Source organism: Geobacillus subterraneus, assembly GCF_001618685.1.
GTDB lineage: Bacteria > Bacillota > Bacilli > Bacillales > Anoxybacillaceae > Geobacillus > Geobacillus subterraneus.
This window is the reverse complement of record NZ_CP014342.1, coordinates 221,755-243,001: the sequence shown is the minus strand read 5'-3', so window position 1 is coordinate 243,001 and position 21,247 is coordinate 221,755. Positions and strand designations below refer to the sequence as shown.

At 44.5% G+C, this 21,247-nt stretch carries 13 protein-coding genes, 1 other RNA gene and 1 pseudogene; 7 read left to right on the top strand and 8 right to left on the bottom strand.

What is annotated here, in order from left to right:
- Nucleotides 1-10 precede the first annotated feature (10 nt).
- From GS3922_RS01055 to GS3922_RS01030, 6 genes and pseudogenes are all read left to right on the top strand, one after another.
- Nucleotides 11-5,716 (top strand): DNRLRE domain-containing protein, encoded by a 5,706-nt coding sequence (locus GS3922_RS01055; protein ID WP_082816510.1) that lies wholly within the window; start codon nt 11-13, stop codon nt 5,714-5,716.
- Between the two features lie 242 nt (nt 5,717-5,958).
- Nucleotides 5,959-6,912, top strand: a complete 954-nt coding sequence (locus GS3922_RS01050; protein ID WP_006324175.1) for a YncE family protein — start codon at nt 5,959-5,961, stop codon at nt 6,910-6,912.
- A complete protein-coding gene (locus GS3922_RS18065; RefSeq protein ID WP_436405179.1) occupies nt 6,905-8,035 on the top strand; it encodes an RHS repeat domain-containing protein in 1,131 nt (376 codons plus the stop codon). The genes GS3922_RS01050 and GS3922_RS18065 overlap by 8 nt, the downstream gene beginning before the upstream one ends.
- Nucleotides 8,036-8,715: 680 nt before the next feature.
- On the top strand, nt 8,716-8,958 hold the full coding sequence (locus GS3922_RS01040; protein WP_043968622.1) for a hypothetical protein: 243 nt from the start codon (nt 8,716-8,718) through the stop codon (nt 8,956-8,958).
- 208 nt (nt 8,959-9,166) lie between these two features.
- Nucleotides 9,167-10,354: pseudogene (locus GS3922_RS01035) on the top strand (IS701 family transposase).
- Nucleotides 10,355-10,596: 242 nt separating this feature from the next.
- Nucleotides 10,597-11,772, top strand: a complete 1,176-nt coding sequence (locus GS3922_RS01030; RefSeq protein WP_063164805.1) for an ISL3 family transposase — start codon at nt 10,597-10,599, stop codon at nt 11,770-11,772.
- Nucleotides 11,773-12,560: 788 nt separating this feature from the next.
- Here GS3922_RS01030 and ssrA read toward each other — a convergent pair.
- The 5 genes from ssrA to secG all read right to left on the bottom strand — a co-directional run bounded on the left by ssrA (nt 12,561) and on the right by secG (nt 17,028).
- Nucleotides 12,561-12,912: a transfer-messenger RNA gene (gene ssrA, locus GS3922_RS01025) on the bottom strand.
- 223 nt (nt 12,913-13,135) lie between these two features.
- Complete coding sequence (gene smpB / locus GS3922_RS01020; RefSeq protein ID WP_063164804.1) at nt 13,136-13,603, bottom strand: SsrA-binding protein SmpB; 468 nt, start codon at nt 13,601-13,603, stop codon at nt 13,136-13,138.
- A 79-nt stretch (nt 13,604-13,682) separates the two neighbouring features.
- Nucleotides 13,683-15,953, bottom strand: a complete 2,271-nt coding sequence (gene rnr / locus GS3922_RS01015) for a ribonuclease R (protein WP_063164803.1) — start codon at nt 15,951-15,953, stop codon at nt 13,683-13,685.
- Between the two features lie 23 nt (nt 15,954-15,976).
- Nucleotides 15,977-16,717 (bottom strand): carboxylesterase, encoded by a 741-nt coding sequence (gene estA, locus GS3922_RS01010; protein ID WP_063164802.1) that lies wholly within the window; start codon nt 16,715-16,717, stop codon nt 15,977-15,979.
- A 74-nt stretch (nt 16,718-16,791) separates the two neighbouring features.
- Nucleotides 16,792-17,028, bottom strand: a complete 237-nt coding sequence (secG, locus tag GS3922_RS01005; RefSeq protein ID WP_063164801.1) for a preprotein translocase subunit SecG — start codon at nt 17,026-17,028, stop codon at nt 16,792-16,794.
- Between the two features lie 445 nt (nt 17,029-17,473).
- Here secG and GS3922_RS01000 point away from each other — a divergent pair, with 445 nt between their 5' ends.
- The gene (locus tag GS3922_RS01000; protein ID WP_031407171.1) at nt 17,474-17,689 is read left to right on the top strand and encodes a hypothetical protein; all 216 of its coding nucleotides are present in this window, start codon (nt 17,474-17,476) and stop codon (nt 17,687-17,689) included.
- A gap of 32 nt (nt 17,690-17,721) precedes the next feature.
- Here the strand turns inward: GS3922_RS01000 and GS3922_RS00995 are convergent, their stop codons facing one another.
- From GS3922_RS00995 to GS3922_RS00985, 3 genes are all read right to left on the bottom strand, one after another.
- The gene (locus GS3922_RS00995) at nt 17,722-19,221 is read right to left on the bottom strand and encodes a carboxylesterase/lipase family protein (RefSeq protein ID WP_063164800.1); all 1,500 of its coding nucleotides are present in this window, start codon (nt 19,219-19,221) and stop codon (nt 17,722-17,724) included.
- Nucleotides 19,222-19,322: 101 nt separating this feature from the next.
- The gene (locus tag GS3922_RS00990) at nt 19,323-19,556 is read right to left on the bottom strand and encodes a hypothetical protein (RefSeq protein ID WP_063164799.1); all 234 of its coding nucleotides are present in this window, start codon (nt 19,554-19,556) and stop codon (nt 19,323-19,325) included.
- 88 nt (nt 19,557-19,644) lie between these two features.
- Nucleotides 19,645-20,892, bottom strand: a complete 1,248-nt coding sequence (locus GS3922_RS00985; RefSeq protein WP_063164798.1) for an RNA-guided endonuclease InsQ/TnpB family protein — start codon at nt 20,890-20,892, stop codon at nt 19,645-19,647.
- Between the last annotated feature and the right edge of the window lie 355 nt (nt 20,893-21,247).

The window sequence follows — 21,247 nt, the reverse complement described above, 5'->3', positions numbered from 1 at the left end:
AGGGAATAAGGTGGAAGGAAAGTCGATATTTAACTATCGCTATGTGGCTATGATTCTCTCATGTTGTTTAATTTTTAGTATTGTCGTCCCCCCATTTGCACAAGCTGCTCTTGGGAAATCGGAACGCGTAGTGCAAAAAAGCCGAAATATTGAAGCTAACATTGGTGATCTTCCCACGAAACGGCCAAAATCAAAATTAGAGCTCGAGAGCAGACGGACAAAGTATTCGACAAGATACTTGAATCCGGATGGAAGCTTTACTGAAGAGATATACCTGCAACCCCAATTTTATCAAGATCCTCTTGATAAGAAATGGAAAAAAATTAATAACGATCTAAAACCCAACGGGGCCGATATGTTTGAGAATACGGCTAACGCCTTCAAAGTAACATTCGCAAAACAATCGAGTCAACCTGAACTTGTTTCGATCAAAGAAAATGATAGAATCCTTTCGTTTATCCCAATAAATGCGAAAAATGTGCAAGGTGTTGCGAAAAATAATGAAATCATTTATAAAGGGTTATTTGAACAAACCGATGTGCGATATCGCCTTCAAGGCAATGCGGTCAAAGAGGATATTATTCTTAACAATAAACCTTCCAGCAATGCTTTTACTTTTGAGATGAAACTAAAAGGGGTAAAGGCTGTTGCTAAAAAAGACGGAACGATCGTCTTTGAAGACTCAAAAGGGAACCCTAAGTGGTACTTAGAAAAGCCATATATGTTCGATGCGAACCACAAGTATTCTGATCAAGTTGCCTTTCATTTACGTCAAAATAGCGGCAAAACTTATATTGATGTGATAGTAGATGAGAGCTTTTTACAAGATCCAGACACCATATATCCGGTAACGATTGACCCTACGATCAATGAATGGGATGTTTTGCGGGATAATTTTATTGCCTATAATTTTCCTGATTCTGTCTATTCGAGCAACACATACATGCATACAGGTTACAACAGTTATTTCGGAACGACTCGTGCTTTAGTGAGATTTTACCTTCCGAGTCTTCCGAGTGATAGTGTCATTTCCAGCGCTACATTTAATGCCTATCAAACAAATGCCGATGGTCAACAAGTATCTATTGATTTACATCGAATTACAAGCAATTGGTCTTCTTCTGTTACCTGGAATAATCAGCCTTCTATTCGAAGCACAAAAGAATCAACGACAACAAACAATACGGCCAATACGTACTGGAGCTGGGATATCACTCAGTTGGTCAAGGACTGGTACAATGGTATTCAGCCGAACTACGGCTTGATGCTGAAACAGCAGAACGAATCGTCTTCTCCATATCGCACATTTAATACGGTAAACAATAGTGTTAATACGCCGCGCATTACGATTAATTATTGGGTAGAGCCAATCGGCCAAGAATCTTTCTGGACGACCACTAAAGATGGGGTGAATCCAGCAAACGGAAACCTTGTTTTACAAACAACGGATCTTGCTATTTCTGGTCTAGGCGAAGATGTTGAATTTACGAGAACATACAATAGCCGAAAGTCCGGATCGAATGGGATGTTTGGTTATGGATGGATGTCTAATCTCGAAATGAATATTTGGGATGCAGGCAGTGGACCAGTTACGTTTGTTGATGGAGATAATACTCGTCATATTTTTGGTGAAAAAGTTGGCGGGGGATACGAAGCTGCTGGTGGTGTCTATCTCGATCTAATCAAAAATGGGGACGGCACTTATACAATAACCAAAACCGATGGTACGAAACTTTATTTCAATACAAATGGCAAACTTTCTCGCATGGTCGATACAAATGGGAACACGACTACATTGAATTATAATGCAAACGGAAAATTAGCTTCAATTACAGATGCATCAGCAAGAACGACGACGATTGCCTATGGAACAAACGGATATGTATCGAGTATCACCGACCCAGCAAACAGAACCATCTCTTATGAGTATGATGCTTCCGGCAACCTAACGAAAGTTACGGATGCTCAAGGAAACGCGACCATTTTTACGTATGATTCGGATCATAATCTAACAAGTATTAAAAATGCCCGAAATATTACGACGACAATTGGTTATGATACACTCGACCGCGTAACAAGCATTGAACGCCCTATTACGATTAACGGCGCACTTACAAATAGTACCACAAATTATTCATATGACAAAACCAATGGTGTTACGTCGGTCACAGATGGCGAAGGGAGACGGGTAGATTATACGTACAACGCTAACGGCAATATTATTCAAATCACAGAAAATCCTTTAGATGCTCAAAACAAGGCTGTGACAACATTCGATTATGATAATAACAATAATTTAACCCGAGTAGTGGAACCAAATGAAAATAAGGCGAATGGAACCGCAGCGTTCATTTATCAATATGACGAAAAAGGAAATATTGTCAGCGTTCAATTGCCAGAAAATCAGTCGGCACAATATACGTATGATTTGCAAAATAATCTTATCAAAGAGCAGGATTTCAACAGCAACGTCAGCACATTTGATTATGATCAAAATAACAATCAAACCGAAGCGATCGATCCTTATACACAATCAGTTTCACAGCGATACGATAATCTGGGAAATTTGCAGTATTCGACGTATCCAATGTCTACAGCTGATAACTTGGTAAGTAACTCTAGCTTCGAATTCGATCATAATGCGGATAATTGGCCAGACAACTGGACAAAGGCCGTAGAATCAGGGAAAATCGCTACATTCAGTTGGACGACAACAAGCAAATTTGGGAATAAAGCGATCAGCATTTCGAATTCGACCGGATGGGCGATTGTCAGTTCTGATAAGCAGCCGTATGATGGTGGAGTTTATGTGGCAAGCGGTTATGTAAAAACATCGTCCATGTCTGCCAGAGCTCTTATTAAAGTTGAATATTTTGATGCGCAAGGAAACTGGTTAAATCAAAAAATTTCTTATGGGTTGGCAGGAACGAACGATTGGACTCGGCTTCATGTCGTCGCGGATAATGCTCCATCGGGAACTCAGACGATTCGGGTATCTGTCGGTGTAAACGCTGGTTCTGGGACTGCTTATTTCGACGGGATCCAATTAGAGAAAGGAACGGTTGTCAGCGCCTATAATCTTGTTGATAATTCCAGCTTCGAGCGAGATATGAATAGTGATGGAATTCCTGACAATTGGACGACAAGCGGCAATTTATCAACAAATGATGGACTAGATACAACAGTTGCGAATATATATGTTGGAAGCAAGTCATTTAAAATCACAGGAGAGTCTGGGAAAAATAAGCATATTAAACAACGGATTAATATTTCTGGCGACAGCAACACTAAACTTACGTTGTCTGGATGGTCCAAACAAGAAGGAGCCAATCCAAACGGCGGTTACTATAGCTTGCAAGTAGCAATCCACTATACGAATGGTACAACCGATTGGGGTTATGCAAACGACTTTGATAAGGCGAAGACCGACTGGCAGCATGTGACAGCGGAAGTCAAGCCGAAACAAGCGTTTGATTACATTGAAGTGTATTACTACTATTTTAATCAAACCGGAACCGCATGGTTTGATGCGATGCGCTTAGAAGTGGGAGCTTCCCATACTTCTTACACGTATGATGCGAAGAAAAACTATGTAACCCAAATCAAAGATCCGGCAGGAGATACGGTTTCTTTCGGTTATGATGCCGTAGGAAATCAGACAAGTGTAACGGATGGAAAGGGAAAAACGACTTCTTATGAATATAATGCCAATAACCAATTGACAAAAGTCACGGATCCAAACGGCAATGTGACGACGTATGGTTATGACGGTGTAGGAAATCGTACATCGGTTAAGAATGCAAAGAATTATATAACCAACTATACGTATAATGAGTTGAATCAGGTTTCTGGTTTCACGAACCCGTTAAATCAAACGACGTCCTTTGCCTATGATAAAAACGGTAATCTCACAAAGGTTACCTACGCCAATGGCGATAAGGTATCCTATAGCTACAACGCGCTGAACCGCCTTGTTTCGATTGCTTACAATGGCTTGACGAAATGGACGTTGAATTACGATGCCAATGGCAACGTGACATCGGTCACGGATGGTAGTGGAAATACGATCACGTACACGTATGATAAGAATAATCGTCCAACACGAATCAGTAAAGGGGCATCTAATTCCATTGCCTATGGCTACGACAATAACGGAAACGTGATGTCCACCTCCATCACAGTGGGTACAACAACCGACACCATCGGATACAGCTACAACCCGTTGGATCAGCTAGTCGTGTTGTCCAGAAACAGCGCCAACCTTGCGAGATTTACGTACGATGAGCGAGGGAATATTTCATCCATCATCCATGCGAATGGCACCTATACCGCCTACGAGTATAATGATGCCAACCAGTTAAAATCGATTAAAAACTTTGGCGCGAACGGCAATGTCTTAAATTACTTCAACTACAGCTATGATGCCAATGGCAACATTACCAGTGTGGAAACCAACAATGGAACGATCACGTATCAATATGATGCGTTGAATCAGTTGACAAAAGAAACACTAGCAGACGGGACGACCATCACGTACGAATACGATGCTGTGGGGAACCGTACGAAGAAAATTGTAAATAATGGAACGACTACTACCACAACATACACGTATGACGCCGCCGACCAATTAACAGCGGTCAACGGACAAGCGTACACGTACGATGCCAATGGCAATTTAACGAACAACGGCAATAAGACATTTGTGTACGATGATGACAACCGTCTCATTGAAGTAAAAAATGTATCTGGTACAACCATCGCGTCTTTCACGTACGATCAGCTTGGAAGACGCATCAGCAAAACAACATCAAGCGGAACCATCTATTATCACTATGATGGTGACTCGAACCAAGTGCTATATGAAACAGATGCCAACAATAACATCGTGGCGGAGTATACGTGGGATTACCAAGGAAACCCAGTTACAATGACCAAGGGTGGGGTAACTTATTACTACCATATAAATGGTCACGGTGATGTCACGGCATTAACCGATGCAAATGGTAATGTTGTGGCACAGTATCAGTATGATGCTTGGGGAAATATTATTTCGCAAACAGGCACGATGGCTTCGTCTAACCCATATCGTTATGCTGGTTATCGTTATGATGAAGAAACTGGATTATACTATCTCATGGCACGTTATTATGATGCGAACATTGGTCGGTTTATTACAAGGGATACGTTCCATGGGTTTGAGGATGATCCGCAGAGTTTGAATCAATATGCTTATGCTAATAATAACCCTGTAGTGAATATAGATCCTGATGGGCAATTTGCCATGCTCATTCCTGCAGCTTATGCTGCGGCAGTGGCAGTTTTAGGCACTGCGTTAGTTTATTATGCAATTAAGGCACTTGATGCTGTGGGAGAATTAATTGATCAAAGTTTTGCTAGAGTAAAAACAAAACCGAACTATAGATCTAAATATGAGTTACATCATATAGTCGCACAAAAGGCCAAAAAAGCACAACCAGCTCGTAATGTATTGAGCAAGGTCGGTCTCAATGTAAATAATCCTCAAAACTTAATTAGCATTAAAACAGGGCTGCATAGAAGATTGCATACAAATAAATACTATGAAACAATTAATAACATCATGAATTATGCCTATAATAAAAAGTACAGTTATAAAACAAACAGAAAAAGAGTAATTGCAGCTCTTGATGCAATTAAAGTATGGTTAAAAACAAAGAGTTTCTTTTCACCGTTCTAATGGTGAAACTAGGTTGATTTTTCAGAATGGGCCGATTATAGCCTATTAGCATAACCATGCAAATGAGATTAACGTGGAGCCACTGCAGGTATGACTATAGAAAAGAAAAACGTCAGTAGACAAAATCCATCATACCCGTTACTCCATGTTAATCTCTATATTCTTAACCATTTAGAAGTTAAAGATTATACCTAAATCAAAACTTAAACTATTAGTGTCCTCGGTTAAGGAGGGATCAAAACATGTTTCAAATGAATCTAATAAAAAAACTAAAAACTTCTTACCGTATAAGACTGTCAGGAGATAATAAATTTTTATGTCATAATATGGATAGTAAGACGATTGTTTATGATTTAACGACTTGGGAAAAAATTATTGAATTAAACAAACCTAATTATCCAAGTGATATGAGGTTCTCTGAAAACAATAAATATTTATTAATTAAAAGCACTACAGGTACTATATATGTTTATAACACTGCGAACTTCCAGTTGGTAAAAAAGATCCAATCGAAAAAATCTTTTAAGTTGGTTGAAGGAGATACTAATTTTACCCAAGATAATTTAATGATTCTTTCTGTTCTAGAAACCAATGATGGGCAACAAATTGGAACTATTAACATTCATTCAGGGGAATACACGATACTCACAGAATTTAAAAACGCCATTACACTTATTTACTATAATCAATTCCTCAAAAATAGAAATTATCATTTATTTACATTAAGTTATGTAAATAACGAAACGGGTTATAGAGAGAATAAAATTGTTAAAGTTAAGGAACCAATTAACAAGCAGTCAATTGAGTTAAAAAGTCACCCGGAAATTTTAATTTGGGACTCTGTCATTTTCGACTCCATTCATGACGTCTACATCTTGGTAAACGGTTATGAAATAATCTTAGTAGACTCAGACTTTAAAAAGATTTTGAAGAGAGGACACATCATTGACAATGATTCTCCTATGGAACACATTGGATATTTCCAATACCTTCATCAATCAAATGATGGTAGGTTTATTGTAGTGACTTATAATGAAAGTGTAATTATCTTGAGATATGAGGATTTAAAAACCATATTAATTGAAAAAATTCCATATGCTTGTTTTGCTGAATTTAGTAACGATGACCAATATTTACTTGTTGGTACTTGGGAGAACGGGTACGTTTTAGAGAACAACTTACTAGAATATTTTTAGAATTGGTATCTGTACATGTCCTCTCCCATGGAACGAATACAATGCTGTCGGGAACCGTACGAAGAAAATCGTAAACAATGGAACGACGACGATTACCACAACATACACGTATGACGCCGCCGACCAACTAACAGCCGTTAACGGACAGGCATACACATATGACGTGAACGGGAATTTAACGAACAACGGCAACAAAACGTTTGTGTATGATGACGAAAACCGTCTCATTCAAGTAAAAAACGCATCGGGCACTACGATCGCAACCTATACGTATGACCATCAAGGAAGACGCATCAGCAAAACAACATCAAGCGGTACGACTTACTATCACTACGATGGCGACTCGATTCGTCTGTTGTATGAAACAGACGCCAACAACAACATCACAGCGGAATATACGTGGGACGCATTGGGCCGCCCGGTCACGATGACGAAAGCCGGAGCCACTTACTACTATCATTTGAACGGTCATGGAGATGTCGTTGCATTGACGGATGCAAGCGGAAATGTCGTCGCCCAATACGAGTATGACGCATGGGGTAACATTCTGTCCAAAACCGGTGCGCTGGCAACAGCGAACCCATACCGTTATGCCGGCTATTATTACGATGAGGAAACCGGGCTATACTACCTAATGGCGCGGTATTATGAGGCGAATATGGGACGGTTTATTACAAGAGATACGTTCCATGGGTTTGAAAATGAGCCGCAAAGTTTGAATCAGTATGCGTATACGAAAAATAACCCTGTTAATTCTATTGATCCAAATGGTCACTACTCAAAGCGACTTGATTTAGGGTTCAATAGTTATATTAAGGTAAATATAGGTTGGCAAGAAATATCTGTAACAATTAATTTAACTCCTGGATTTTTAATAAGTACAGGTATAGGCTTTGGTGCAGGTTTAGCCGCCAGTTATGTAATAAAACAAGTTTTGACTTGGTATCTATTCCCGGTTCTTTCTAATATCATATTAACTAAGGCAGCAGAAAAAGTTGTTAACTATTTAGCAAAAAAGCTTTCAAAATCTGCATTTAAAAAAATAACCAAAGGATATAACTGGACAAAAAAATCTATATTCTATACGAGCTTGGTAGTTCCAAATCTAATATTTAGGTATTAAATTCGGGTATTATTGTAAATTATCAAGTTAATTCGGAATAGAATGGTCATTTTTTTGCAAATCCAAACGGATTTTTGCACGTTCATCCAGCAAAAATCTGCGGAATTATGCAAATTTCCTCCCTTCTGTTTACAGAAAAAAACATTCGGTTGCTTAATATGGAGCCACTGCGGACATGTGTTCTAGGGAAAGGTGCGAGCACTAATCCTTGTTTTGCTAGGCATTGAACCAAACATGTCCGCTACTCCATGTAAAACGGATACATCTAATTTGGAGGTTAAATTCCAAATTAAAGTGATTGGCTGACGTACAAGGGAAATAATAATCTTTAAATTTATATTGCCATGATTTTGGGAAGGAATGTTTTATACACACTATAATGTGATTTTGTAAAGTGTGAGTAACAAAGAAGCGTTCGGGTATAGTCAGTTTCTCATCCAGCACATGAACTTTTGTAGATCTATCTCTTGATTGAGAAAAAGAAGTGCTTTGAAGGTAAATTGAATTCAGAAAACGGAATATTTAATTTTTAGGAAACACACTTAGTTCGCAAAGTGGAATTTGATTTAATGAACTAATAATTTAATGTGCCATATTATGATTAAGTTAAAAATGGTTGAAATGCCCCTTGATTGAAATTTTTAGATTTAAATAAATTAGCCATAAGGATGGTGTAAAAAATGGAATTAACCTTGATGTCAATCATTTTTATTTTAATAGGGTTGTCTTTAATATGGCTATCTATTTTTGGATCTAATGTAAAAATTAAAGAGTCTTCCTCTGGAACACCAACAGATGTTTCTGACTTTTTTCTTATGATGATTTATAAACTTTTCCCTCCTATAATTAGAAGGATATTTTTATTTTTGTTGGGATTAGGTATTGTAATTGGATTCATATATTTACTGTTTTTAGAATTCTAGCTGATGATACTATATAGATGTAATTAGGGGGGCCAGCAGATTCGCCATCCAGCAGTAGAAATCGAAAAATCGCCTAAAATAACATATTGACTGTAGATGAGTAAATTAGCTAACATAAATTTACAATCAAACAAAAAAGGAGACATGAACCAGACTCCTTGGTTAGAATAGATGTGCCACCAACTACCCACAAGGAGGTTCATGTTTTATGAATAGATTAGCGTATCATCAAGGAATCCACAAGTTTTTCATGATGTTGGGGTTGGCCTTGCATATCTCCAAACCGGTTTGGAAGCATCTCGTTCACCTTGTCGATGCCTTGACTACCAAGAGATTTTCGGGAACGTTGACCGATGTCCATCACTGGAGTTTTCATCCGAATCATCGAACCACGCTCAGCCACTTTTTCACGAAAAGCCCTTGGAACGAGGAAAGGCTGCTTGAGAAGCTTCAAGAGTGGGTTCTTCGCCAGATCGAACGCCTAGCCAAACGGACGAATCAGCCCCTTTTCCTTTCAATTGATGATACGATTTGCCAAAAAACGAAGCCTTCGTCACGGGCCACGCACGTCATTCAAGGATGTGATTGGCATTACTCCCATAAAGATCATCAAATGGTCTGGGGGCATTCGCTCATTTGGCTGATGGTGCACACCTTCACGCAAGCGTTTCCGTTCGCGTTCCGCTTGTATGACAAGAAGGCGGAAACAAGCAAAATGGACCTGGCGATCGAGATGCTTTCCTCGCTCAAAGGAAAACGGGCTCGTCCGGTGTATGTGCTTATGGATTCATGGTATCCGTCCAGGAACTCATCGAAGCCTGCCTGAAACAGGGATTCCATGTCATCGCGATGCTCAAGACGAACCGGATTCTCTACCCGAAAGGCATCGGGGTCCAAGCCAAGTCGTTTGCCCGCCATATCGAGCCAAAAGACACCCGCCTCGTCACGGTGGGTCAGGAGCGTTACCGCGTGTATCGCTATGAGGGGGCGATCCATGGCCTCGATGACGTATTGGTGCTGCTGTCTTGGAAGTCGGATCAGCCGATGACGCTGGAACATTTCCATGTCGTCTTGAGCACCGATCGGGAGCTAGGCGATGAAGAGATCTTGCGTTACGATGCCCAGCGTTGGACGATCGAATGCTTTTTCTGGCAGGCGAAAGAGCAACTGAAGCTGGATGGATACCGCGTTCGTCACATTCGGGCGGTGAAACGGTATGGGGTGACCGTTTTGTTGGCTTGCGTGTACAGCATAGCGGAATCCCAACAAAGACATCTCTGCCGGGCTGGACCTTCTTCGGACTCGGAAAGGACATAGCCTGATTGAGTTCATTTACAACGCGGCGAAGCAAGATATTGCCATTGATGTTGTCAAAAAACAGCTCCATGTCGCCTAAGGGGTACCCTGTTTGTCTCTTTGTTAATGGAAAATGTTGTAATGAAAATTGCTCATCTACAGTAACAATGTAGGAATTTTATGGGCAACTGCTAAGCCTTATGTAAAAAAAATATATGAAAAATGGCTCTTCACCACAAGTTGTACTTGATCATTTAAGGTAGGTGTGCATAGAGGGTACAAAAAATGCGAATTTTCCTGTATGGTAAAGGTGACCAAACCAAACCATGGAGGGAAATTCGCATGTACTCTCAGTTTATCAAAGAACTCATCGATTTACCAGATGTTTTGATTCAAAAGGTGCGAAAAGAAGGGGAACGTTGGATTTTCGAACTTTCTCTACCCGAACAATGCCCGTTATGTCCTGTCTGCTTGAAGCGCACGATCAAAATGACAGACAAAAAGAAGCAATGGATGCATGGCTATGCTCAGCGAATCGGAATTTTTTGGATCGAACTTCCTGTCGAGCGCAGACGTTGTAGCACGTGTGGCGTGACGTTCAGCACGTCGTATCCAGCCATCTCTCCTCGAAGTGTGGCGACGGATGCTTTTCAGCGATGGGTCGCGCAATCTTGCATCGGAACATCCATTCAGGCGGTGGCTCGTATGCTCAAGCTTCCTTACACGACCGTTGAACGATGGTTTTATACCCATGCCCCTTCCTTCCTATCGAATGACGTCCAACCAAAGGCGGTTTGTGTCGATGAGTTTGCTTTTCGAAAAGGGCACGACTATGGAGTGGCGATCATGGATGCCGAAACGGGAGAAGTGTATGCCATGGAAGCAGGAAAGAACGAGGAAGCCATTGGGCGTGCATTGGCTCATGTGTCTCGTTCCGTTCAGTATGTCGTGAGTGACTTGGCTCCAGCGATGAAAAAAGCGATTCAACGGGTTTGCCCAGAGGCGACACATGTCGTCGACTATTTCCATGTCATTCAGCTGTTTACCGATGCTTTAGAACGTTGTCGCAAATATTTGGGCAAAGGAGGCAAGAAACACGGAAATGTTCGTTACGTTTGCCGTTTATTGAGCCAATGCCCAGAGAAATTGACGGAGGAAGAACGTCAAATCATACGAGAATGGTGTAATGAAAGCGATTACTTAAAGTCTGTTTACCAATCGCTCCAACATGTTCGCTATGTGTTCAAAAGCAAAGATGAGCAACAGGCGAAACGACGCTTGAAGGCTTGGATTCATCGGTATTTGTTTTGTCCTTGTTCCGTTGTTCGTGCCATCGCAAAATCACTCGTCAAACGAACAGACGAAATGATATCGTGCATTTTATCCCATTATTCGAATGGGAAGATGGAGGGAACGAATAACAAGATCAAGCTGATGAAACGTCGGGGATACGGATACCGAAATATCCAGCGTTTTGCACTGCGGGTTCGGCTGGAAACAGCTAACATACTTTCATGACAGGTGCAAGTACATCTTTTGGTGATGAACCTGAAAAATATAAAAAATGGTTATAAAATATAATGAAATAAAGGAGTAGAATTTAATGGAGGAGGATTTTTACTGGTCTATATTTAATTTTTCAGTTGGAATTTTTGGGATTTGGATGTTTTTTTACACAACACGACAAAGATTTTTTCATAGCAAAACTTTTAGTCGTCTTAAATATATAACCCCATTGCCTATATCTTTTAATTTTTGGCTTATTAAAATTTTGTATTTTGTTGGCGGATTATTATGTGTTGTAGTTGGAATATATGGAATGGCTCGTCCATTTCTCTAAGTAATGAGTATCCATGATGCTAGTATTGGCATCATGGATCTGTTTTTAAAACGATACCGTATTACTTACTGTAGATGAGCAAATTCGCTAACATAAATTTACAGCCGAACCAAAAAAGCGACATGGACTCGATTCCTTGGTTAGAATAGACAAGTGCAGCTCTTGGCGGCGCTAGAGTTGAGGCCGCCTCCGAAGATTGTAGGCATCCATCCTCGCGCCTAGATACACGCCGGAAGAATGCCCAAATGCCTCTCGTCCCTTTGGCCTCAAGGGATGAGAGGCATTTTGTTTACTTGGTCACTGTCGAACTTGTATACAATGCAAGGCAAAAAACACGGTGCAAAATCCGCGCAAAATTTTCGCCCATTCGCTGGCTTCTTTCGGATTCTTGTAAAAGCAAAAACGACCGCAAACACGGTCGCATCAAGGGTTTCACGATTTCGCATCCGAACCGTTCGGATGTTGGAAATGGAGACGGTGGGAGTCGAACCCACGTCCAGAGGCATCGCCACTTAAGCATCTACGAGCGTAGTCGGTATATTTCGCTTCGCCGTCCGTTCCGCCTACCGACAGGCCTCCCGGCGGCTAGCCTGGTTCGTCTCTTCCCTCATCCTCAGGCGGCGGATTTGGGCGTAGCCCGCTTCATATGAGCCCCTCGAACGCCACGCGAGCGATGGCGGGAGGAGCTAGCTGCAGCAATTAAGCAGCTAAAGCGTAGTTTTGTTTGCCAGTTATCTTTAGGTGACGTTTTTACGAGGACGTCCCCCTCGGCTCGCCGCTTAAGCTCGACCTACCCCTGTCGAATCCGGATCGTCCCCGCGGTGCGAAGAGATCGGAACAGCTTAAGCCATGGATAACTGGCTGTTGCACTTTTTATTATACCATGGTTTTGCGCATTTTCAATGGGAATGTTTTCAACGTCGGTGAAAACCAATGGTTTTTTCCAAAAGGATGGAATTCGCTAGGAAAGAAGAGCCGATGTTTCAAGGCTTCCCCACTTGAGAAACATCGGTTTTGACTTTTTTATACGTCGCTTGCTCCCTACAGCTTTTGCCGCTCGCGGAACACCCGCTCGATTTCGCGCTGCGCTTCTTTCCGTTTCATGTCTTCCCGTTTGTCGTATTTTTTCTTCCCTTTGGCGACGCCAAGCTCCACTTTGGCGAAGCCGTTTTTGATGTACAATTTCAGCGGCACGAGCGTATACCCTTGCTCTTTCGTGTAGCCGATCAGCTTGTTGATTTCACGGCGGTGCAGGAGGAGCTTGCGCGTCCGCAGCGGATCATGGTTGTAGCGGTTGCCTTGTTCATACGGGCTGATATGCATATTATGGAGAAATACTTCCCCTTTTTCCACTTTGGCGAACGAATCTTTTAAGTTGACGCGCCCGTTGCGGATCGATTTAATTTCCGTCCCTTGCAAAACGAGACCCGCTTCATACGTTTCTTCAATAAAATAATCATGGCGCGCTTTTTTGTTTTGCGCGATCACTTTTCCTTCCCCTTTTGGCATACACGTCCTCCTCCTCATCGTAGCGCTTTTATTGTACCAAAAACGAAAAAGAAGGAAAAGCCGCCTGCTCGGCTTTCCCTTACCGTTTTTTCTTTTTCTTCTTTTTTGCTTTGGCGCCGCGATTCGTGTTGTGATTCTTTTTCGCTTCTGCTTTTGCTTTCTTTTGCTTTTTCCCTTCGATGACGACCGGAGCGGCTTTCGCTTTCGACGGGCGGCGTCCTTTCATGCCGACGACTTCAAAGTCGACGATCCGCTCGTCTTTGTTGACGTTGATGACGCGGACGGTAATCTCATCGCCGATGCGGTACATTTTCCCCGTCCGCTCGCCGATCATCGCGTAGCTGCGCTCGTCGTAGCGGTAATAATCGTCCGTTAAATAGCTGACGTGCACCAAGCCTTCGATCGTGTTCGGGAGTTCGACGAACAAGCCGAAGTTCGTCACCGAGCTGATGATGCCGTCAAATTCCATCCCGATTTTGTCTTCCATAAACTCCGTTTTCTTCAAATCATCGGTTTCCCGCTCGGCCTCGACGGCGCGCCGCTCCATGTTGGACGCGTGTTCGGCGATATCGGGCAGCTTTTCCGCCCATTTTTGCTGGGTGTCAGCATCCATCTGCCCGTTGATGAGATACGTCCGGATCAACCGGTGGACGATCAAGTCCGGATAGCGGCGGATCGGCGACGTAAAATGGGTGTAAAACTCGGTCGACAGCCCATAATGGCCGAGGCTTTCCGCGTCATAGCGGGCCTGCTTCATCGACCGGAGCATGACGGTCGAAATGACCATTTCTTCCGGTTCGCCGCGCACTGCTTCGAGAATTTGCTGCAAGGCGCGCGGGTGGATTTGGTTGCCCGTTCCTTTGACGACGTAGCCGAAGTTCGTAATGAACTCCAAAAAGCGTTGCAGTTTTTCCGGTTTCGGGTCTTCGTGAACGCGGTACATAAACGGCACGTTCAGCCAATGGAAATGCTCGGCGACCGTTTCGTTTGCCGCCAACATAAACTCTTCGATGAGCCGCTCGGCGACCGACCGCTCGCGCAAGACGACATCGTACGGTTTGCCGTTTTCATCAACGAGCACTTTCGCCTCTTTAAAATCGAAATCGATGGCCCCCCGCTTCATCCGTTTCGTCCGCAAAATGTCGGCGAGCTCGGCCATCAGCTCAAACATCGGCACGAGCGGCGCGTATGTTTCACGCAACGCCTCGTCTTTATCGACCAAAATTTTATTGACGTCGGAATACGTCATCCGCTCGACGGTGCGGATGACACTTTGGAAAATTTCATGGCGGACGACTTCGCCTTGCGGGGTGATTTCCATTTCACACGACAGCGTCAACCGGTCGACTTTCGGGTTGAGCGAGCAAATGCCGTTCGACAGCCGGTGCGGAATCATCGGAATGACGCGGTCGACCAAATAGACGCTCGTGCCGCGCTCATACGCTTCGCGGTCAATCGGCGAGCCTTCCTCGACATAATGGCTCACATCGGCAATATGGACGCCAAGTTTATAGTTGCCGTTCTCAAGTTTTGTCACGGTCACCGCATCGTCCAAGTCTTTCGCATCTTCCCCGTCAATTGTGACGATCATCTCGCCGCGCAAGTCACGGCGCCCCTCCAAATCTTTTTCCGTAATGACGTCCGGAACACGGTTGGCGTGCTCGATGACGTCATCCGGAAACTGCAGCGGCAAACCGTGCTTATAGATGACCGATAAAATATCGACGCCCGGGTCGTTTTTATGGCCGAGAATTTGGACGACTTCCCCTTCAGCGCTCATTCGCCCTTGTGGGTATGATGTGAGCCGGACGACGACTTTATGCCCTTCGACCGCTCCGTTTGCCGCGTTTTTCGGGATGAAAATGTCGTTGACGATCCGTTTGTCATCGGGGATGACAAAGCCGAAATATTTGCTTTCCGTGTATGTACCGACGACTTCTTTCACCCCGCGCTCCAAAATGCGGACGATCGTCCCCTCGCGGCGCGCTCCGGCGGAGTCGGCCTGAACGCGAACAAGCACCGTGTCGCCGTGCATGGCGTTTTTCAATTCGGACGGCGGGATGAAAATATCATCCATTCCCGGCTCTTCCGGCGTGACGAAGGCAAATCCTTTCGCATGGCCCGTCACTTTGCCGCGCACGAGGTTCATCCGCTCAGGCACACCGTAGCGGTTGCTGCGCGTCCGGACGACGAGCCCTTCCTCTTCCATGGCGACGAGCGTTTTGACGAACGTTTTAAATTCCTCAGCATCCGTAATGCCAAACGCTTCTTCGAGTTCTTCCACGGTGAGCGGCTTGTACGCCTCATCGCGCATAAACGTTAAAATTCGTTCGGCCAATGCGTGATCCATCAGCCATCTCCTCCTTTCCGCCGTTACCAATCTAACGACTCAAGAAACGCATAAATATCTTCATGCAGCTGGTCTTTTTCTTCATCAAGCGTAATGACATGGCCGGATTGTTCATACCATTTGATTTGCTTGATCGGCGATTCAATTTCGTTGTAAATGATGTTGGCGCTGTCTGGGTTGATCATTTCGTCATGGCGCGCCTGAACGACAAACGTCGGCGCGTAAATCAAATCAAGGTGGCCGCGCACATCAGCAATAAGCTCTTGCAACGCTTTCAATGTGTTCATCGGCGTTTGTTTGAACTGCTCCATTTCCTGTTCAATTTGTTCTGCCGATTTTCCTTCCCGTTTTTTGTATTCGCGCGCATACTCGAGCACACCTTCATACATCGTTTCTTCGCTTTTGATATACATCGGTGCGCACATCGTCACAATGCCTTCTATAGGTACAGTGTAACCTAATTTTAAGGAAAATACGCCTCCAAGCGACAACCCGGCGACCGCGATGTTTTCGTAGCCTTTGTTTTTCAAAAACTGATACCCGTTCATCACATCTTGCCACCAATCGTCCGGACCGGTATGGACGAGCTCTTCCGGCGGCACGCCGTGCCCTTTGTAAATCGGCGCATGGCACGTGTAGCCTTTTGATTCGAGAAAGCGTCCGAGCATCCGGACATCTGCGGAGTTGCCGGTGAACCCGTGCAAAAGCAAAACGGCGCGCTCCCCAGCTTCAAAGAAAAACGGTTTTGGCGGAACAATTTTCATCATCGTTCTCCTTCCTCTCTGGATGAAATAGAAAAGGCAGCCCGTTTCTTATCAGGACCGCCCCCGCTTTTCGCTTATGATGGTTGGACATATGTGACGAGAATCGTCAATACGAAAAACAAAATGGCCAACACGACCGTTACGCGCTGAAACACGGCATCGAGCCCGCGCGCTTTCTGTTTGCCAAACAGCTGCTCGGCACCGCCGGTAATCGCTCCCGACAGCCCGGCGCTTCGGCCTGACTGCAGCAACACAACGACGATCAGCGCAATCGACACAATCACAAGCAGCGTCACAAGCAAGGCATGCATGCTTGACACCTCCAACGACCTACGTTGCAATAGTTTTACTATACCATAGATCGCCGTTGGCGGCAACTGGCGAGCCTGTCTCAACACGCCGAAAGGCATAGATTCACTTTTTTTAAATCCGGAAGATGCTGAAATGGAGGAAATCGATGAAATCATTGACGAATGCTTGGCAAAAATCGCAACGTATCTGACTTGATCGGCCTGGTGGCAACGGAAGAATGGAACGGTGTTGAAGGAAAGACTGCGTTTCCTGTCTTTGCAAGACAGCTGAATCGAAGAGCAGGGGCCAAAAAAATTCTTCGCCCCTACCCCTTTGCATAGATGGGGGAACGCTTCGTCCTCCATCTGCTTGACGCTCCATGCCTCGGGCGCGGTATGATCATTGTCGTCCGCAGCCGAAATGAGTTACAATGAAAGCAAATCGGCAACGACGGGAGGGACTCCAATGGCAAGACCAGACGAACGAGTCGTCATCGCGATTGACGGCTATCAATTCAAACGGGCGCGGGAGGCGAAGGAAGGGAAAATTTTCGTCACGTCGCCGATCGGGGCGAACTTTACGTTTGACGTCAACGTCATGCGGAAGCTGCTTGAGGCGATCGACCGCGACCCGGCGCTGGCGGAACAGTTCGGGCTTCCTTCACCGGGAGCAAACGAATAACAAAGGAACGGCGGTTGGCCGTTCCTTTTTCCTTATGCGCGCGTCATCCACGCTTCCCGCTCGCGGCCGAACGGGTCGTCCTCGACATGGCTGGCGGCCGAAAAGACAAAGGCCGCCTTGCGCTCGCTCGTATACGCCGGCCATGCTTCCGGCAAGTGAGCACCGTTCGGGTCTCCGGTGCGGGCAAGCGAGAGCCAAGCGTAATGCATTTCATTGGCGATCGCCTCGCGCTCCGGCCGGTTGCCGACGAAATTCGCGACGCCCGGCTGATGGAGATTGTGAAACACAAACGGCAGCTCGAGCGCGTGGCATGCTTTCAGCTGGCCGCCGAACACCGGCGTCTCATAGTCAAAGCGGTACATGTACACATCCGCCCCTTGCGCCGCTTGGGCGTCCGCCGTCCGCAGCATCCCCTCGACAAAAACGCGGTACGTCATGATACGAAGCCACGTTTGCCAGGCGGGCGCTGACGCATCCGCCGTTTCCTTGTAATAGCGGATTGCCGCATCCGGAATCGGCCCGACTTCACGGTTGATCCGGTCAAGCAGTTCTTTTTCGCCAAGCTTTGTCCAAGACGGATCGGTCAACGTAAATAAATGGTACTCGTCTTTCGTCACGCCAATCAAGATCGGAACACCGCTGGCCGCCCCATCGCGGAGCGCTTCGATCGGATGGCGGCGCAGCACATGTCCGTCAATCACCGGGCCATACGTGATTCCTGGGCCAAGCGACATCGCCGCCTGCAACAGTTCGTTGGCTGGAATCGACAACAGCCGATCACGGTCGCCTAGACGGACGCCGGCGCGCTCGAGAATACGCTCGGTCATGACCATCGCTGTCTCCGATGAACGAAGAAGAAGCGAACCCGACCCGCTTTGCAAAATGGCGCGCCGAAACAGTCCGCTGGCCTCCGGAAGCGACAACAGCACGCCAACGCTCGCCGCTCCGGCCGATTCGCCGAAAATCGTGATGTTGTCCGGATCGCCGCCAAACGCCGCAATGTTCTCCTTCACCCAGCGCAATGCCGCCACTTGATCCAAAATGCCGAGATTGCCCGCTTGGGCGTACGCTTCACCAAACGCATCACCGAGATGCAAAAAGCCGAACACATTCATCCGGTAGTTGATCGTCACGACAACGACATCACCGCGTTTCGCAAACGCCGCGCCATCATACCACGGCGACGAGCCCGAACCAAACAAAAAGGCGCCGCCGTGAATCCAAAACAACACCGGGCGCTTCTTCCCATCAGCCGCGGGCGACCAAATGTTCAGGTACAGCCCATCCTCGCTCGGCGGCTCGCTCATCCGCCCGAGCAATCCGCTGAAAATCGGATCCGACGGCTGCATGACAACCGGCCCGAACGATGTCGCCTCCCGCACCCCATCCCATGCCTCAGGCGGCTCCGGCGGCAAAAACCGGCGCTCACCGACCGGCGCTTTCGCGTACGGAATTCCCTTCCAAATGAAAACGCCTTCATTCATTTCCCCACGCAACCGTCCGTACCTTGTTTCAACAACGGTTCGCTCCATCCCCCTACCTCCTGAATATTCAAATGATTCAAGAAATATTATAAACCACCACCCCTCCCACGTCCATCGTTTTGCGCCCGCATGAGAGGGGCTCATGCCGCTTAAAAAAGAGAGGCCCCATGCCGAAAAGCAAAGATCACCGCGGCCGAAACCGTCAGCACCATTACAGTTTCTCTTGGCGCACCTTTTCTCTCATTAATTAATAACGAACATAAACTAGTAACTATACCCAAAGCACCTGCAATGAAGAAAAGATATTTTATATTGAAATAATCAACACTGACCCCAAAAATAAACTGGGCTACTGGCGTTGATAGCATTGAAATCGCCATCATAATACTATTCACTCTTCCTAGTGAACTACCCCCACTTAATTTTCTAGCGAAAATTTGAAGTGGGGGCTTCCAAAGAAGTTTGACTGCTTCAAGCAATCCTTATTCTTTGAGGCGTGTCCACTTCGCCGCTAGAGCATAAGACACTCAGGTCTACAGCTTTACTTTTCTTTAAGATGTTTAATGCGCCATTGACATCAGCATTAATTAGTTTGCCAGACTTTGTTCGATACAAGCCGCGCTTAATACGTTTGCCGCTGAACTTATATTCTTTTGGATTGTCGGCATTATATTCAGGAATCTCATCGCCGTCAAAAAAGCTGGCTTGAGACGTATATGATTCTTCCTGTTTCAAGAATTCAATGCCGTAAAATTCACAAAGATATTCTAGTTTTTCTTTTATGTTACCGAGAGGAATATTGACAAAGTTTTGATTTGTCTTTTTTCCTAGATTCATATTGCGTTGTAATGTTTCCGCATAGCCAATGACAAGTTTGCCAATTTGATTTTCAATACAGTAGTTAATGATGTAACGGCAAGTCTTGTTGATATAATCATTCACTTTATTATTGCGATTCATAGCAAGCAACGCCTGTTTACGAGTCGTGCCTTTGATTTTTTGCTTATCTTTCATGCTTTGAAGTCTGGCATTTTCTTTGTTAAACCATTGATTTATACTTTTTAATCTCCGCCCATCAATGATGAATGATCTGCCGTCTGATGTGACACAAGTGGCAAGATTGTTTAATCCTAAATCAATGGCCAGTGCTTTTTGGTCGTTTAATTCTCTTTGATCTTCAGGCATTTCATATTTGTACTGAATCTCAAAGAACCTGGCATGATGCTTAGGAATGATTTCAATCTGCTTAATCTTTTTGTCCAGCAACACAGGCGGAATCGTTATCGTGATGGGCTTGTGAGTCTTTTTAAATAGGCGAGAATACGGTATCGTGAATTTGTTGCCGTCTATACGAATCTGGCCAATGATCAGTGAATGAAAGCCATCTTTTTTAAGATATTTTGGAATACTGATAGCCTTGTAGTCATATTTCCCTTGTTTGGCAAGACTGATCAAACCAAAGAAAGATTTAAAGGCTTCATTGACCTTTTTTAAAATTTGCTGTGCCATGTTGCTGTTTAACAGCTTATAGTTTTCGTTAGTTTTTGCAAGGTGATAGTTTTTCTCATAATTAAGAAATTCCTTGTGTTCAAAATAGTATTGTCTGACATTGTACAATCCGACGTTGTACATGTTCTTGGCAATATGGCACAGTTCTCGAAGAGTCAAGTATTCTTCTTTGGTCAAACCATTTAGCTGTTGTTTGATACAAAAATACATGTTTTCACCTCCCATCTAACTATATGATACTATATTTTACTGAATCTATCCTATTTTCAGCAAAATATAGTTAAGGCGATTCATCTCCCACTTACTCCGCTTCGCTTCGTTGAAGTGAGAGTCTTCTCGCCTAATTAAGATAAACTGTAGGTTGATCTCTTTGTTAACGGAAAATATTGTAATGGAAATTGCTCATCTACAGTCCTTTATTTAAATCCTTAAAGATAACTATAAAAACCCGCCCCGCTCTCATTCGTTTGCTATTGCCAAAAGTTTATCCCTCACGGTTTTTCCCTGAGTTTTAACCGCTGGAAAAAAGCTTGTCACCTCTGTTTTTCGGCCATCATGAAATAAC

Bases quoted from the DNA above. Each gene is read 5' to 3' on its own strand.
- GS3922_RS01050 (WP_006324175.1), top strand. From the start codon at position 5,959: ATGTTTCAAATGAATCTAATAAAAAAACTAAAAACTTCTTACCGTATA.
- GS3922_RS01040 (WP_043968622.1), top strand. From the start codon at position 8,716: ATGGAATTAACCTTGATGTCAATCATTTTTATTTTAATAGGGTTGTCT.
- GS3922_RS01030 (WP_063164805.1), top strand. From the start codon at position 10,597: ATGTACTCTCAGTTTATCAAAGAACTCATCGATTTACCAGATGTTTTG.
- smpB (WP_063164804.1), bottom strand. From the start codon at position 13,603: ATGCCAAAAGGGGAAGGAAAAGTGATCGCGCAAAACAAAAAAGCGCGC.
- rnr (WP_063164803.1), bottom strand. From the start codon at position 15,953: ATGGATCACGCATTGGCCGAACGAATTTTAACGTTTATGCGCGATGAG.
- estA (WP_063164802.1), bottom strand. From the start codon at position 16,717: ATGAAAATTGTTCCGCCAAAACCGTTTTTCTTTGAAGCTGGGGAGCGC.
- secG (WP_063164801.1), bottom strand. From the start codon at position 17,028: ATGCATGCCTTGCTTGTGACGCTGCTTGTGATTGTGTCGATTGCGCTG.
- GS3922_RS01000 (WP_031407171.1), top strand. From the start codon at position 17,474: ATGGCAAGACCAGACGAACGAGTCGTCATCGCGATTGACGGCTATCAA.
- GS3922_RS00995 (WP_063164800.1), bottom strand. From the start codon at position 19,221: ATGGAGCGAACCGTTGTTGAAACAAGGTACGGACGGTTGCGTGGGGAA.
- GS3922_RS00990 (WP_063164799.1), bottom strand. From the start codon at position 19,556: ATGATGGCGATTTCAATGCTATCAACGCCAGTAGCCCAGTTTATTTTT.
- GS3922_RS00985 (WP_063164798.1), bottom strand. From the start codon at position 20,892: ATGTATTTTTGTATCAAACAACAGCTAAATGGTTTGACCAAAGAAGAA.